Source organism: Lysobacter enzymogenes (genome assembly GCF_017168095.1).
GTDB lineage: Bacteria > Pseudomonadota > Gammaproteobacteria > Xanthomonadales > Xanthomonadaceae > Lysobacter > Lysobacter enzymogenes_D.
The window spans coordinates 1-15657 of sequence record NZ_LXSD01000161.1; the positions used below are offsets into that span (position 1 = coordinate 1).

General features: G+C 68.4%; 12 protein-coding genes. 2 read left to right on the forward strand and 10 right to left on the reverse strand.

All coding sequences use genetic code 11. From position 1 onward, the window contains the following. Nucleotides 1–142: 142 nt before the first annotated feature. Nucleotides 143–835, reverse strand: a complete 693-nt coding sequence (locus tag A7A76_RS04440) for an alpha/beta hydrolase (protein WP_206410064.1) — start codon at nucleotides 833–835, stop codon at nucleotides 143–145. A 322-nt stretch (nucleotides 836–1157) separates the two neighbouring features. Here A7A76_RS04440 and A7A76_RS04445 point away from each other — a divergent pair, with 322 nt between their 5' ends. After that, nucleotides 1158–2108, forward strand: coding sequence for a helix-turn-helix transcriptional regulator (locus A7A76_RS04445; RefSeq protein ID WP_206410065.1), 951 nt, complete (start codon nucleotides 1158–1160; stop codon nucleotides 2106–2108). A gap of 277 nt (nucleotides 2109–2385) precedes the next feature. Here the strand turns inward: A7A76_RS04445 and A7A76_RS04450 are convergent, their stop codons facing one another. From A7A76_RS04450 to cyoA, 8 genes are all read right to left on the reverse strand, one after another. After that, nucleotides 2386–4680: a glycogen debranching protein gene (locus tag A7A76_RS04450; RefSeq protein WP_206410066.1), complete on the reverse strand. Its 2295-nt coding sequence runs from the start codon at nucleotides 4678–4680 to the stop codon at nucleotides 2386–2388. Between the two features lie 625 nt (nucleotides 4681–5305). Next, nucleotides 5306–5878, reverse strand: coding sequence for a response regulator transcription factor (locus A7A76_RS04455; RefSeq protein WP_206410067.1), 573 nt, complete (start codon nucleotides 5876–5878; stop codon nucleotides 5306–5308). After that, complete coding sequence (locus tag A7A76_RS04460; protein ID WP_241200720.1) at nucleotides 5871–7118, reverse strand: ATP-binding protein; 1248 nt, start codon at nucleotides 7116–7118, stop codon at nucleotides 5871–5873. Before A7A76_RS04460 ends, A7A76_RS04455 begins: the two co-directional genes overlap by 8 nt. Before the next feature lie 166 nt (nucleotides 7119–7284). Continuing rightward, entirely contained in the window at nucleotides 7285–8055 is a 771-nt protein-coding gene (locus tag A7A76_RS04465; RefSeq protein ID WP_206410068.1) for an SURF1 family protein, read from the reverse strand. A gap of 255 nt (nucleotides 8056–8310) precedes the next feature. Further along, nucleotides 8311–8712, reverse strand: coding sequence for a cytochrome o ubiquinol oxidase subunit IV (gene cyoD / locus A7A76_RS04470; protein ID WP_206410069.1), 402 nt, complete (start codon nucleotides 8710–8712; stop codon nucleotides 8311–8313). Continuing rightward, complete coding sequence (cyoC, locus tag A7A76_RS04475; RefSeq protein WP_206410070.1) at nucleotides 8709–9356, reverse strand: cytochrome o ubiquinol oxidase subunit III; 648 nt, start codon at nucleotides 9354–9356, stop codon at nucleotides 8709–8711. The genes cyoD and cyoC overlap by 4 nt, the downstream gene beginning before the upstream one ends. After that, nucleotides 9349–11355, reverse strand: coding sequence for a cytochrome o ubiquinol oxidase subunit I (cyoB, locus tag A7A76_RS04480; RefSeq protein ID WP_241200721.1), 2007 nt, complete (start codon nucleotides 11353–11355; stop codon nucleotides 9349–9351). Before cyoB ends, cyoC begins: the two co-directional genes overlap by 8 nt. Before the next feature lie 68 nt (nucleotides 11356–11423). Next, nucleotides 11424–12473 carry a ubiquinol oxidase subunit II gene (gene cyoA, locus A7A76_RS04485; protein ID WP_206410071.1) on the reverse strand — a complete coding sequence of 350 codons (1050 nt, stop codon included), beginning with the start codon at nucleotides 12471–12473 and terminating at the stop codon, nucleotides 11424–11426. Nucleotides 12474–12932: 459 nt separating this feature from the next. Between cyoA and A7A76_RS04490 the strand changes: the two genes are divergently transcribed. Next, entirely contained in the window at nucleotides 12933–14210 is a 1278-nt protein-coding gene (locus tag A7A76_RS04490; protein ID WP_343225280.1) for an MFS transporter, read from the forward strand. A gap of 120 nt (nucleotides 14211–14330) precedes the next feature. Here A7A76_RS04490 and A7A76_RS04495 read toward each other — a convergent pair whose 3' ends face one another. Beyond that, on the reverse strand, nucleotides 14331–15551 hold the full coding sequence (locus A7A76_RS04495; protein WP_206410073.1) for a pyridoxal phosphate-dependent decarboxylase family protein: 1221 nt from the start codon (nucleotides 15549–15551) through the stop codon (nucleotides 14331–14333). Between the last annotated feature and the right edge of the window lie 106 nt (nucleotides 15552–15657).

A 15657-nucleotide genomic window follows, 5' to 3' on the forward strand; every position in this document is an offset into this window, starting at 1 on the left:
GACGCAAGTCGCGACCGCGGCACTGCGCTTGCGACGAAGGTTTCGCCGTAGTTGCGTTGTCGCAGTCGCAGCTCGCGCCGCTCCTGCAGGACTCGGGTCGCTGCAGCGAAGCGGCCGCAGAAGCGGCGCGTTCCGCGAGGCCTCAGCCGACCGCGCGCGCGGCTTCGTCGATCAGCGCGGCGATCTGCGCCGGCTGCGAGGCCAGCGAGGCGTGGCTGGCGTCCAGGGTTATGGTCCTCTTCGGGTTCATCCGCGCCGACATGCGCTTCTGGTTCTTCGGGTGGATCATGCGGTCGTGGGCCGAGATCTGGTACCAGGTCGGCTTGGACCGCCACGCCGGCTGCGAGATCGCGTCGCCGAAGGTGCTCGCCAGCGGCGCCTTCTGCGTCACCGCCATCACCAGGCCTTCGTCGGCGCTGAGGTCCTGGCAGAAGCTCTCGTGGAACTTGTCGGCCTTCAGCCACAGGTAGCCGTCGCTGTCGGGGGCCAGGTTCGGCGCCGCTTCGGGCAGGTGCTCCTGGGTGATGCCGCCCGGGCTTTCGCCGCGGTCGGGCGCGAACGCGGCGATGTAGACCAGTCCGGCGACCTTGTCGTGGTTGCCGGCTTCGGTGATCACCGCGCCGCCGTAGGAATGGCCGACCAGCAGCACCGGGCCGGGCGCTTGTTCGATCATCTTGCGGGTGCGCGCGGCGTCGTCGGCCAGCGAGGTCAGCGGCACTTCCACCGCGCGGATGTCGGTGTAGCCCTTGCGCGAAAGCTCGACGATGGTCTTGGCCCAGTGCGCCGCGCCGCCCCAGAAGCCGTGTACGAGAACGATGGTGGGTTTGCCGCTCATGATCGTGATTCCGTGTCGGGTGGAGATCGGAGGGATGCGCCAACGCAAGCATGCGCGCGGCGGCCGGTTGGCGTCGGCCCGTCGCGCCGGGCCGGGCCCGGATCGTTGCGAGACGCCGAGATTTTCATAGGCAGAAACTACGCGGCGTGAATTATTTTCGAGTGTCTTTCATGACTCTGAAAGACGCTTGTCTTGGATTTTTCATCCCTGGAAAATGACGCCGAAGCCGGCTTGCGCGGCTTGCCGCCGCGGCCGCGAAGCGGACGCATCGCTAGCCTAGGCTGCGCCTTCGCCCCCGACCTTGCCCGGACGCCGCAATCCAATGCCCAGACGCCACAGCGCACGCACCGCCGCCGCCTTCGCCTCGCTGCAGGACGAGGTGTTCTTCGATGCGTTCCGGCTGGCGCGCGTGCACGGCGAACTGCTGCGCGAAGGGCCGCTGCGCGTCGGCGCGCCGCTGCGCTACGCCGATGGCCGCGCGATGTTTCATTTCGTGCGCGGCGCGGCGTGCGAGTTCTCGATCGAGCCAGCGGCCGGCGAGCGCGCGCGAGCGACGCGCTTGCGCGTGCAGCCCGGCGAACTGCTGATCCTGCCGCACGGCAACGCGCACCGGATCGAGGCCGCGGCGCGCGGCCGCGCGCCTGAACTCACCAGCGGCGCATTCGGTTTCGAGGCGATGAGCGGCGCGGCGTTGATGCGGGCCTTGCCGGAAGTGCTGCACGCGCGCACCGCCGCTTGCGAACAGGCCGGCGCGAGCGAGGCGGCGCAATGGCTGGCGTTGACCTTCGAGGCGATGCGCAAGGAAACGCGCGAGCCGAGCATCGGCAGCCGGATCATGTTGGCGCGGCTGATCGACATGGTGTTCATCTGGTCGGTGCGGCATTGGCTGGCGTCGGCGCCGCCGCGCCAGAGCGGTTGGCTGACCGCGCTGCGCGATCCGCTGGTCGGTCGCGCCCTGGCCCTGCTGCACGCCGAGCCGGCGCGGGCCTGGAGCGTGCAGACGCTGGCGTCGCGGCTGCATCAGTCGCGTTCCAGCCTCGGCCAGCGCTTCGCCCGCGCCGTCGGTGAGCCACCGATGCGCTATCTGGGGCGTTGGCGCATGCAGTTGGCGGCGGATCTGCTGGCGCGCACCGAGCTGTTGGTGGCGCAGGTCGCCGAACGCGTGGGCTATGCGTCGGAGGCGGCGCTGGCGCGCGGCTTCCGGCGCGAGTTCGGGGTGTCGCCGAGTCAGTATCGGGCGCAGGCAAGCGAGCGCGTCGAGGGCGCGGCGTAAAGGCGGCGCGTCGCCGCCCCGCGAAACCGTCCGAAGCCCCTGTAGGAGCGGCGCAAGCCGCGACCGCGACATTGCGCGTGCGATGGAAGTTTCGTCGCGGTTGGGTTGTCGCGGTCGCGGCTTGCGCCGCTCCTACAGGGGGCTTGCCGCTGCGGCGAAGCGGCTGTGGCGCTTGGCTTGCGGCGGAAGTTTCGTGGTGGTTGCGTTGTCGCGGTCGCGGCTTGCGCCGCTCCTACAGGGGGCTTGCCGTCAGGGCGATGCGAGGGGGCGCGTCGGGTCATTTGGCGATCAGCAGGAACAGCGAGCGGGCTTGCGCGCCGTAGCTGGTGTTTTCGCCGCCGATCGGGGTTTCGCTGCCGGGCGCGGCGAAGGCGTTGGGGCCTTCGTTCCAGGTCGCGGTGTCGGCGACGCGGTACCACTGCTTGCCGGTGCCCGGCCACGGCAGCACGAAGTTCACCGGGCCCGACCAGCCGTTGTAGGCGACGTAGATCGCGCTGGCGCTGTCGCCGAACTCGCTGCCGTCGATGCGCCAGGCCAGGGCGTGGTTGTCGGCGCCGTTGAAGTAGGCGCTGTCGGCCTGGGCGCCGTCGGGCTTGAACCAGCGCAACTGCTCCATCACATTGCCGTTGCCGTCGCTGCCGGAATAGAACGCGGCCGGCCGCAGCGCCGGATGCGCCTTGCGGAACGCGATCAAGCGCTGGGTGAAGGTTTCGTGGTCGGCCTCGACCGCGCTGCGGGTCCAGTACAGCCAGTTCGCCGCCGAATCCAGGTTGTAGGTGTTGTTGTTGCCGAACTGGGTGCGCAGCGCCTCGTCGCCGCCGGTGATCATCGGCACGCCGGCGCTCAGCATCAGCAGGGCCAGACCGGTGCGCGCGGCCTTGCGCTGGTCGGCGACGATGCCGCCCTGGTTCCAGCTCAGATTGTGGTCTTCGCCGCCGTCGGACGGGCCGTAGGGCCAGGGCTGGTTGTTTTGCTTGTCGTTGTAGGCGTACAGGTCGTTGAGGGTGAAGCCGTCGTGGGCGACGACGAAGTTGATCGAATGCCAGGGCTTGCGGCCGTCGTCGCCGTACAGGTCGCTGGAGCCGGCGAAGCGGCTGGCCAGGGTGCCGGGCGTGACCGTCTCGACGCCGAGCTTGTTCTGCTTCTTGCGCAGCGCGTCGCGGTAGAGCCCGTTCCATTCGGCCCAGCCGGACGGAAACCCGCCGACCTGGTACGAGTTGCCGCCGATCGCCCAAGGCTCGGCGATCAGGTCCAGGCCCGCGCCGCCCGCGGCCGGGCGCGGCGGCAGTTCGGCGACGATGCGGTTGAGCGCGTTGCCTGCATCGTTCTTGTCGAAGTTGAAGCAGCCGTGCTGGCAGCTGTTGCCGAGCACCGAGGCCAGGTCGAAGCGGAAGCCGTCGACGCCGAGCGCGTCGCGCCAGTAGGCGAGCGAATCGACGATCAGATTCTGCGCGACGGGATGGCGGGTGTTGTAGTTGCCGCCGACGCCGGTGTTGTCCCAAGGATATTTGTAGTCGCTGGTCAGCGAGTAGTAGGCCGGGTTGTCGAGGCCGCGGAACGACAGCAGGTTGTAGACGCTGAGCCCGTCGCTGCCGCCCCAGGGCCCGCCTTCGCCAGTGTGGTTGTAGACCACGTCGATGTAGACCTTGATGCCGGCGTCGTGGAAGGCCTTGACCATCGCCTTCCATTCGCGGGTCGGCCCGCCGGGCGTCTTGTCGTAGGCGTAGCGGCGGTCCGGGGCGAAGTAGTTCAGGGTCATGTAGCCCCAGTAGTTGTCGCCCGCGGTCGAGTTCGGATCGATGTCGTTCTGGTCGTTCTGCGCCTCCTGCACCGGCAGGAACTCGACTGCGGTGACGCCGAGCGCGGCCAGCGCCGCGGCCTTGCGCGCGGCGCCCTTGTAGGTGCCGCGTTCGGCCGCGGGCACGCTGTCGTCGTTGCGGGTCAGGCCGCGGACGTGGACCTCATAGATCACCTCGTCCTTGAGCGCGCGGGTCGGCTTGCTGCCGACGGAGGCGGCATCGGCGGCCAGCGCGATGCTCTTGCTCGCGCACAGGCCGCTGTCCTTGTTGCGATGGGCGGCGCCGCTGGCGTAGATGGTGCCGTCGGGGCAGGCCGCGGTGTTGGGGTCCTGGCTGATCTCGCGCGCATAGGGGTCGATCAGCAGCTTGTTGGGATTGAAGCGGTTGCCGGCGTTGTCGACGTCGCTGACGAAGCCGGTCGCGCTGCCCTTGGTCCAGGCCGGGTCGTAAGTCCAGTTCGGGCCCCAGGCGCGATAGCCGTAGTAGACCGCGCCGGCGATGCCGTAGGTGGTCTTGATCGTGCTGACCGGCACCGACAGCGACCAGATCTGCGTCGCCGGATCCTTGCTCAGCGCCAGCCGCGCGACTTCCTGCGAACCGGTCGGGTTCTTGTACAGGAATACTTCGATGCGGGTCGCGCGCGAGGAGTAGACGCGGAAGGCGAGGTTGGCCTGGCTCGCGTCGTAGCGCGCGCCCAGCTGTTGCGCGTCGATGGCGGCGTGCGCCGGGCTCAGCGCGCAGGCCGCCAATGTGGCCAGGGCGAGCGCGCGCAATTGCGCGCGGATCGATCGTCGGTTCGCAAATCCCTGTTCGCCCATCGTCGCCGCGCTCCCTGATCGACGCGCCGCGACGGTCGCGGGCGTGGGTTACGACTTTAGAAGGCGGTCGCATTGCAGCATGGCGGTCTGCAATCGTATTCAGCGCGGGAGGGGCGATGCGGGTCACATGACGCGCCGGTGTCCGGCGGTGATCTTCGCGACGGGAGCAGAGGCTTCAGAGTGATGTCTGGATGAAGCCCTGGATGTTCGGCTTCGCCGAAGTAAAGCAAAGCCCGCCTACGCGAGAATGACGGCAGGTGGGTTTCGTCGCGTTTCTTCCAGACCGTCATCCCCGCGCAGGCGGGGATCCAGAGACTTCAAAGCCATGCCTCGATAAAGCCCTGGATTCCCGCATACGCGGGAATGACAGTAGGTGGGTTTCGTCGCGTTTCTTCCAGATCGTCATCCCCGCGCAGGCGGGGATCCAGAGACTTCAGAGTCATGCCCCGATAAAGCCCTAGATTCCCGCCTACGCGGGAATGACGGCAGGTGGGTTTCGTCGCGTTTCTTCCAGATCGTCATCCCCGCGAAGGCGGGGATCCAGAGACTTCAGCGCCAAGCCTCGCCTCGATTCGCGGGCTCACTTGATCCGATGCTTGCCCAGCTTGCGCGCCAAGGTCCGCCGGTGCATGCCCAGCCGCCGGGCGGTTTCGGAGATGTTGAAGTCGGTCGCGGCGAGCATCTCGTGGATGCGCTCCCACTCCAGCGTCTTGATCGAGGTCTGGCGTTCGGTCAGTTCGACGTTGACGTCGCCTTCGGCGCGGCCGAACGCGGCTTCGATGTCGTCGGTATTGGACGGCTTGGCCAGGTAGTGCAGGGCGCCGAGCTTGATCGCCTCGACCGCGGTGGCGATGCTGGCGTAGCCGGTCAGCACCACGATCAGCATGTCCTCGTCGTGGGCGTGCAGCGCCTGCACGCAGGCCAGGCCCGAGTCGCCGCCGGCGAGCTTGAGATCGACCACGGCGTAGCCGGGCGTGTGCTGCCTCAGCAGCGCTTCGACTTCGGCCAGGTTGCTGGCGTGATGGACGAGATAGCCGCGGCGCTCGAACGAACGGCTGAGCGTGCGCGCGAAGGCGGCGTCGTCCTCGACGATCAGCAGCCGGCGCGGCTCGTCGTCCTCGTCGTCGGGCGGCAGCGGCAGGTCGTCACTCATCCGCGGTCTCCGGCGGCGTCAGCGCGGCCAGCGGCAGGCTCATGGTCACCACCGCGCCGCTGGGTTCGCGGTTGCGCGCGACCATGCTGCCGCCGAGCTGGCGCGCCACGTTGAGGGCGAGGAACAGGCCCAATCCGCCGCCCGGCCGGCCCTTGCTGGACTGATAGGGCTTGCCGAAATGCGACAGCATCGCCGGGGCGAAGCCGGGGCCGGCGTCGCTGACGCGCAGCACCAGGCGGTCTTCGTCGCGCCAGGATTCCAGCCCGACCCAGCCGGGCGAGGCTTCCAGCGCGTTGTCGAGCACGTTGCAGATCATCTGCTTGAGGCCGGAGTCGGAAATGATCGGCTCATCCTCGCCGAAGCCGTTTTCGTAGTCGAATCCGCGCACCGGTCGGGTGTTGCGCCATTCTTCGACCAAATCGTCGAGGAACGCCGTCACCGTGGTGATGGCCGGCGCCTCGCCGCGCGCTTCGCCGGCCGAGAGCAGGATGCCGGTGACGATGCTCTTGCAGCGGGTCAGCTGGGTCTGCATCTCGTCGAGCTCCTGCAGCAGCTCGGGCTGCTGGGTGAACGGCGGCATCCGCCGCCAGTCGCCGAGGATCACCGACAGCGTCGCCAGCGGCGTGCCCAGCTCGTGCGCGGCGCCGGAGGCGAGCAGGCCCATGCGGACGATGTGTTCTTCCTCGGCGGCGCGCTGGCGCAGGTCGGCCAGGCGCTGGTCGCGCGCGCGCAGGTTGCGGCCGATGCGGGTGATGAACACCACCAGCAAGGTCGCGTTGAGCGCGAAGCACAGCAGCAGGCCTTGCACGTAGGGATCGCGCAGGCCGCGGGTCGGGTCGGCCGGAATCACCACGGGCCCGGCGAACGCGGTCAGGGCGATGAAGCAGGCGGTGGTCACCAGCACCACCGCGCAACTGGCCCAGGTGCGCAGCAGCACGCAGGCCAGCGCCACCTGCAGCAGGTACAGGAACACGAACGGATTGGCCGCGCCGCCGCTGAGGTAGAGCTGCGCGGTCAGGGTGAGGATGTCGACCAGCAGGGCCAGGAACAGCGCGCCGTTGGTGACTTCCTCGCGCTTGCGCCAGCGCAGCGTGCTGACCAGGTTGAACGCGGCCAGGCAGGCCAGCACGATCGCCATCGGCATCAGCGGCAGGGCGATGCCGAAGCCGTAGTGGACGAAGACGATGGTGGCGACCTGGCCGATCACCGCGATCCAGCGCAGCTGGATCAGCTGGTGCATGTTCTTGACTCCGGTGCCGTCGCGCGAGGCCGGCAGGGGCTGGTCGGGCTGCATGCTGTCGGGCAGAAGCGAGTGGAGAGGAGTGAGGAACGAGTAGAGCACGGCGGGGACTGCGGGGTTGGAGCGCGAAGCGGGAGAGAAGGGGGGGCCGGGAACGGTGGGGGCGTCAGGGCGTTTTGTGCGCCCTGCGGCGCCGCGCTTCTTCCTTCCACACCCGCCAGCCCGCCCACAGCACCATCAGCGCCAGCGCGAACCAGGTCAGCGCGTACTGCAAGTGGTTGTTGGGGAACTTTATCACCGTGAGGCCGCCGACCGGCCATTGCGGGGCCTGGCGCAAGTCGCCCGGCAGCGGCGCGGCGCGGTCGGCGTCGACGAAATACGGCGCGACGGCGCCGTCGAAGCGGTGCGCGGCGGCGATCGCGGCGACGTCGCGCGAGAACCAGCGCTGCCGCGCCGGCTGGTTCTTGCGCAAAAATCCGCCGCCGGGCTCGCTCAGGCGCAGCAGGCCGGTCACTTCGACTTCGCCCGCCGGCGGCGGCGTCGATTGCGCGGTGCGCGCGTCCGGCACGTAGCCGCGATTGACCAGCACGGTGTAGCCGGCGTCGCTGCGCAGCGGGCTCAGCAGCCAGAAGCCGGGGCCGAGTTCGGTCACCGCCTGCACCCGGGTGTCGGCGCCGGGCAGGTAGCGCCCGCGCAGGCGCACGTGGCGGTATTCGTCGCGCGCGGCGCCGACCGCGGGCCAATCGGCGGGCCCGGGCGCGGCGCCGGGCTCGGCGTGCACGCGCGACTCCACCCGCTGGATCAGGTCGCGCTTCCAGCCCAGGCGCTGCACCTGCCAGGCGCCGAGCGCGATCAGCCCGGCGAACAGCGCCAGGAACACGGCGCCGATCAGGCCGAGGACGAAGGGACTGCGCGGCGATTTGACGCTGGTCGCCATGAGCGGGCCTCGTGCGGAAGACGAGTGGGGCGAGCCGGTTGCGTGGGGATGATAGCCCAGCGTGGACCGGGGCGGGGTGCGGCTGCGCGCGAAACCGGCGCAGGCTGCCGGAGAAGGGCCGGCCGAAGTCTCTGGATCCCCGCCTGCGCGGGGATGGCATGCTGGAGAGAACGCGGCGAACGCCTTGAGGCCGTTCGCCGCGCAAACCGCGAAGAGGCGCGCTATCTACTCGCTCCTATCCGCTATCTGCTGGCCTCAAGGCATATTCCGCATCTCATGCGGCATCGGCATCATGTTCACGTTCAAGTGATGCATGACCCACAACGAGCCGGCCAGGGTGATGACCACGATCACCAGGGTGAAGATCAGCGCCAGCATGTTCCAGCCGCCTTCCGACTTCGTGTTCATGTGCAGGAAGTAGACCATGTGCACGACGATCTGGACCACGGCGAAGCCGAGGATCACCGCGGCGGTCGCGCCCGAGGACGGCAGCACCTTGGCCATGACCAGCCAGAACGGGATCGCGGTCAGCAGCACCGACAGCAGGAAGCCGATGGTGTAGCCCTTGACGGTGCCGTGGTAGTCGTCGTGCTCGTCGTGATCGTGGGCGTGATCGTCGTGAGCGTGTGCGTTGTCGTGGTGCGCGGACTGGGTCACGGCAGCACTCCCATCAGGTAGACGAAGGTGAAGACGCCGATCCAGACGACGTCGAGGAAATGCCAGAACATCGACAGGCACAGCAGGCGGCGGCGGTTCGGCGCGGTCAGGCCGTGCTTGTTCAACTGCACCATCAGCACCACCAGCCAGACGATGCCGAAGGTGACGTGCAGGCCGTGGGTGGCGACCAGGGCGAAGAACGAGGACAGGAACGCGCTGCGCTGCGGGCCGGCGCCCTCATGGATCAGGTGGGCGAACTCGTACAGCTCCAGGCCGATGAAGGCCAGGCCGAACAGGCCGGTGATCGCCAGCCAGCCCTGCACCGCGGCGAGCTTGCGCCTGGTCATCGCGATCATCGCAAAGCCGTAGGTGATCGACGACAGCAGCAGCATCGAGGTGTTGATCGCCACCAGCTGCAGGTCGAACAGGTCCGCGCCCGACGGGCCGGCCGCGTAGCTGCGGCCGAGCACGCCGTAGGTGGCGAACAGCACGGCGAACACCAGGCAGTCGCTCATCAGGTACAGCCAGAACCCGAGCAGGGTGCCGTTTTCCGGATGGTGCTTGCCCTTGAGGTCGAGGAAGCGCGCGGCCGAGGAGGGCGGCTGCGCCTGGGCGTGGGTGAGGATGGCGGTGGCGTCAGACATGGGCGGCGGCCAGTTGTTGCGTGCGCTGGTTTTCGGTGGCGGCGACTTCGTCCGCCGGGATGTAGTAATCGCGCTTGTAGTTGAAGGTGTGGACGATCGCGGCGACCAGCATCGCGGCGAAGAACACGCCGGCCACCAGCCACATCTGCCAGATCAGGGCGAACGCGCAGACGGTGCTGAGCAGGGCGATGACCAGGCCGGCGGCGGTGTTCTTGGGCATGTGGATGGCCAGGAAGCCCGAGGTCGGACGCTGGAAGCCGCTCTGCTTCATGTCGTGCCAGGCGTCGTTGTCGTGCACCACCGGGGTGAAGGCGAAGTTGTAGGCCGGCGGCGGCGAGGACGTCGACCACTCCAGGGTGCGGCCCTGCCACGGGTCGCCGGTCGGATCGCGCAGCTTCTCGCGGTTGCGGATGCTGACGAAGATCTGGATCAGCATGCAGGCGATGCCGATCGCGATCAGCGCGGCGCCGAAGGCGGCGACGATGAACCAGATCTGGATCGAGGGATCGTCGAAATGGCTCATGCGCCGGGTCACGCCCATCAGGCCGAGCACGTACAGCGGCATGAAGGCGAAGAAGAAGCCGATCTGCCAGAACCAGAACGAGCACTTGCCCCAGAACGGATCGAGCTTGAAGCCGAAGGCCTTGGGCCACCAGAAGTTGATGCCGGCGAACAGGCCGAACAGCACGCCGCCGATGATCACGTTATGGAAGTGGGCGATCAGGAACAGGCTGTTGTGCAGGACGAAGTCGGCCGGCGGCACCGCCAGCAGCACGCCGGTCATGCCGCCGATGGTGAAGGTGACCATGAAGCCCACCGTCCACAGCATCGGCACCTCGAAGCGGATGCGGCCGCGGTACATGGTGAACAGCCAGTTGAAGATCTTCGCGCCCGTAGGGATCGAGATGATCATCGTGGTGATGCCGAAGAACGAGTTGACGCTGGCGCCCGAGCCCATGGTGAAGAAGTGGTGCAGCCACACCAGGTAGGACAGGATCGTGATCACCACCGTCGCGTACACCATCGAGGCGTAGCCGAACAGGCGCTTGCCGCTGTAGGTGGAGACGATCTCGGAGAAGATGCCGAAGCACGGCAGGATCAGGATGTAGACCTCCGGGTGGCCCCAGATCCAGATCAGGTTCACGTACATCATGGGGTTGCCGCCCAGATCGTTCGTGAAGAAGTTGGTGCCCGCGTAGCGGTCGAGCGAGAGCAGCACCAGCACCGCGGTCAGCACCGGGAACGCGGCCACGATCAGCACGTTGGTGCACAGCGAGGTCCAGGTGAACACCGGCATCTTCATCATGCTCATGCCCGGCGCGCGCATCTTGACGATGGTCGCGATCAGGTTGACGCCCGATAGCAAGGTGCCGACGCCGGCGATCTGCAGCGCCCAGATGTAGTAGTCGACGCCGACGCTGGGACTGTAGGCGATGCCCGACAGCGGCGGATACGCCAGCCAGCCGGCGGTGGAGAACTCGCCGACGAACAGCGAGACCATCACCAGGCCCGCGCCGCAGGCGGTCATCCAGAAGCTGAAGTTGTTGAGGAACGGGAACGCCACGTCGCGCGCGCCGATCTGCAGCGGCACCACGTAGTTCATGAAGCCGGTCACCAGCGGCATCGCCACGAAGAAGATCATGATCACGCCGTGGGCGGTGAAGATCTGGTCGTAGTGGTGCGGCGGCAGGAAGCCGGCGTTGTCGCCGAAGGCCATCGCCTGCTGCATGCGCATCATGATCGCGTCGGCGAAGCCGCGCATGAGCATGACCAGCCCCAGCACGATGTACATGATGCCGATCTTCTTGTGGTCGATGCTGGTGAACCACTCCTTCCAGAGATAGCCCCAGAGCTTGTAGCGGGTCAGCAGGCCCAGCACGGCGATGCCGCCGAGCGCGACCATGGCGAAAGTGCCGATCAGGATCGGCTCGTGCAGCGGGATCGATTCCCACGTGAGCCGGCCGAAGATCAGCTTGGCGAGGTTGGATTGGTTAGACATCTTCGCTCCGGAGTCCGCGTGCGGACCTGCGCGCGCGAGGCGCGCGGTTGAATGCTTGCGCTAAACGCTCAGGGCGCCAGGGTGGCGACGCCCCAGCTGGGGGTGGCCGAGGGCTCGGTGACGCACATCGCCGAGAGCACCACCGGGCCGCCGCGCAGGTCGCCGCGGCGGCGTGGCGCCAGCGCGTTGGCGCTGTTGCCCAGGCCGCCGTTGGCGTCGATCATCATCATCTCGTCCATGCACATCTTCGACGAGTCGACGCAGCGGTTGAGGATGGCCTTGTACAGGCCCGGCGCAACCGAGGCGTAGCGGCGCACCGGTTCCTTCTCGCTGGGCTTTTCCAGTTCCAGGTAGCCGGCGCGTTCCAGGGTCCGGCCGCTGGCGCGGTTGCTCTGCACCCACTGGTCGAAGCCGGCCTGGTCCAGGCCGTGGAACTTGAAGCGCATGTGCGAGAAGCCGGCGCCGCTGTAGTTGGCGGAGAAGCCCTGGTACTCGCCCGGGTGGTTCATCACCGCGTGCAGTTGGGTCTCCATGCCCGGCATGGCGTAGATCTGGCCGGCCAGGGCGGGGATGTAGAACGAGTTCATGACCGAGGACGCGGTGATCTTGAACTTGATCGGGCGGTCCACCGGCGCTGCGATCTCGTTGATCGTGGCGATGTTGTATTCGGGATAGAGGAACAGCCACTTCCAGTCCAGCGCCACCACCTCGATCTCCAGCGGCTTGACCTCGGCGGCGACCGGCTGGCCGGGCTTGATCCGGTCGAGCGGGCGGTAGGGATCCAGGGTGTGGGTGCTGACCCAGGTGATCGCGCCGAGCACGATGATGATCAGCAGCGGCGCGGCCCAGATCAGCAGCTCGAGCTGGGTCGAGTGGTCCCAGTCGGGCTTGTAGGTCGCCTTCGCGTTGGACGCGCGGTAGCGCCAGGCGAAGAACAGGGTCAGCGCGATCACCGGCACGATGATCAGCAGCATCAGCACGGTGGAGACGATGATCAGATCGCCTTGCTGGCGGGCCACGTCGCCGGGCGCGTTCAGCAGGAGCGTATTGCAGCCCGCCAGCGGCAGCAGCGCGCCGGCCAGGAGCAGGGGACGGAGGAGGGACTTGATTGCGTTCATCAACCTGACGCTTGAGCACGACAAGGCCGCGAGGCTCGCGGCGACCGCGCAATTGTGCGCCGCAGCGACGGCCGGGACGATTGGACGTTTTGTCCTATGGCAGTGCAGCAATCCGGGTGGGAAGCTTACGCCGTCCCGGTCTTCGGGGCGCAGGCCTGCGCGCGCCTTCCGGCGCGGCCGGGCGCGGCGGCGACGGCGCGGACACGCGGAAAAACCTGGGTTTTCGGGCCTCGCGGTCCGTTCGTCGGGAGTTTTCGCCGGTTCGCGAACGGCGCGGCGGCGCGGCCAGGAGTAAGGTATCGGCGCGGCCGGATGAACCGATCCGCCCGATCCGGCACACCCCGCAGCGCCCGCGACATTCCGCACTTCTTCATCGAACCACGCACCGAGCTGCAGCCGACGATGCAAACGCCAAACCACGCAAATCCCGCTTCCGCGGCCGAGTCCACGACCGTCTCGGTGCACGGCACCGATTCGCACGCCGAGGTCGCGCCGGGCGACATCGCGGTCGGCGTGGTGATCGGCCGCGCGTCGGAATACTTCGACTTCTTCGTCTACGGCATCGCCTCGGCGCTGGTGTTCCCGTCGGTGTTCTTCCCGCACCTGGGCAAGCTCGAAGGCACGCTGTGGTCGTTCGCGATCTTCGCCCTGGCCTTCATCTCGCGTCCGTTCGGCACGATCTTGTTCATGTGGATCCAGCGCCGCTGGGACCGCAGCACCAAGCTCACCATCGCCTTGTTCCTGCTCGGCACCTGCACCGCCGGCATCGCCTTCCTGCCGGGCTTCGCCAAGATCGGCGCGCTGTCGCTGGTGCTGCTGTCGGTGTTCCGCCTCGGCCAGGGCGTGGCCCTGGGCGGCAGCTGGGACGGCCTGCCGTCGCTGCTGGCGCTCAACGCGCCGAAGGAGCGCCGCGGCTGGTACGCCATGCTCGGCCAGCTCGGCGCGCCGGTCGGCTTCATCATCGCCGCGGCGCTGTTCGCCTACCTGAGCACCGCGCTGTCGCGCCAGGACTTCCTCGACTGGGGCTGGCGCTACCCGTTCTTCGCCGCGTTCGCGCTGAACGTGGTGGCGCTGTTCGCGCGCCTGCGCCTGGTGGTGACCCACGAGTACGAGCGCGAGCTCGGCGAGCAGCAGCTCGAGCCGACCCCGGTGATGGAGCTGTTCAACGCCAAGGGCCGGCACGTGATCATCGGCGCGTTCGCCGCGCTGGCCAGCTATGCGCTGTTCCACATCGTCACCATCTTCCCGCTGTCGTGGATCGTGCTGTACTCCGACCAGTCGGTGACCCAGTTCCTGGTCGTGCAGATCGTCGGCGCGACGCTCGCCGCCGGCGCGGTGGTGGCGTCGGGCTGGATCGCCGACAAGTTCGGCCGTCCGCGCACCCTGGCCGCGCTGGCCGCGGCGATCGCGATGTTCAGCGGCTTCGCCCCGACCCTGCTCGGCGGCGGCAATGTGGGTCAGGACGTGTTCATCCTGGTCGGCTTCGTCCTGCTCGGCCTGTCCTACGGCCAGGCCGCCGGTTCGGTGACCGCCAACTTCGGCGCCAAGTACCGCTACACCGGCGCCGCGCTGACCTCCGACCTGGCCTGGCTGATCGGCGCCGCGTTCGCGCCGCTGGTGGCGCTGGGCCTGTGCGCGCACTTCGGCCTGGCCTTCGTCGGCGTGTACCTGCTGTCCGGCGCGGTGTGCACGATGGCGGCGCTGGGCGTGAACCGGATGCTCAAGCTGCGCAGCTGATAAGGCGCAAACGACCAAGACCAAAAGAGGAACGGGCTCAGGCCCGTTCCTCTTTTCGTTTGCGCGCGGCGAACGTACGGGTCGCTCTTGTTTCCCTCGGCTCGTTGCCCCAGTGCGCCGCTAACGATACCGGTGCACGCAGCGCGCCAGATCGTCCAGATACGCCTCCACCGCCTGGTCGTGCACCGGCGTCACCGTCATGTGCAGCGCGGCCGGGGTCGACAGCCGGCTGATGTGCCAGCCGCGCGCCTGCATCGCGTCGCCGACGGCGTGGATGTCGAATTCGTCCGAGCCGAACGCGATCACGCTGAGGTCCGGCTGGCCGAGCACGTGCAGGCCGCCGATGCGTTCGATCCCTTCCAGGTAACGGTCGCGCAGGTGCATGACCCGCTGCGCCAGGCTGCGGTAGCCGGTTTCGCCGAGGTAGTGCATCACCGCCCAGGCCGCGGCGACCGCGCCGCCGGCGAGCGTGCCCGACAAGGTCTGGCTGCGCCACAGGCCCTTGGGCCACTGGTCGTATTCGAAGAGCTGGTGGGTGTGGTCGTCGGCGTCGGCGTACAGCAGCACCGACACGCCGTTGGCGGCGTAGCCGAACTTGTGCAGGTCGGCGGCGAGCGAGCGCACGCCCGGCACGGCCAGATCGAAGCGCGGCACGCCGGCCGCGCTGCGGGTCACGTGCGGGGCGAGGAAGCCGCCGATGCAGGCGTCCACGTGCAGCCACACCTCGCGGTCTTGCGCGATCCGGCCCAGCGCTTCGATCGGGTCGATCGCGCCGAACGGCAGCGACGGCGCCGAGGCCACGATCATCATCGTCTCGGCTTCGATGCACTGGCTCAGGGTCTGCACGCTGGCGCGGTAGTCGCCGCCGATGGCGACCCGGATCAGCTCCAGCCCCATCATCTCGGCGGCCTGTTCGTATACGGGATGGACGCTGGAGGGCACCAGCAGATGCGGCCGGCGCACCTGCGGGCGGCGCGCGCGGAACGAGCGGTATGCGCTGCGCACCGCCAGCAGCGCGCTCTCGGCGCCGCCGCAGGTGATCGTGCCGGACGCGCGCGGCCCGCCGCCGAGCAGCGACAGCGAGATGTCGATCAGGTCGTCCTGCATCCGCTGCAGGCTCGGGAACTGCGGCGCGCGCGCGTTTTCGCTGATGAACATGGCGTAGGCGCGGCGGGCGACGTCGAGCACGTCCTCGCCGGCGTAGTAGACCTCGAGCGAGTCGCGGCCGTGGCGCCAGTCGGTGTCGGCGCTGCGCAGCGCCGACAGCGCTTCGTGCAGTTCGTTCCAGGGGCGGCCGCGGGCGGGCAGGGTCTTGCGTCCTGGCGGTGGCAACGAGGACATCATCGGCGCGGTTCTCATGACGGGGGGAAGTGGGAACGGCGGCGCGACGCGAACGCGCGGTCGCGCGCGTGGCGCTGCGGCGCGCGCGGTCGGCGCCGCATCGCGG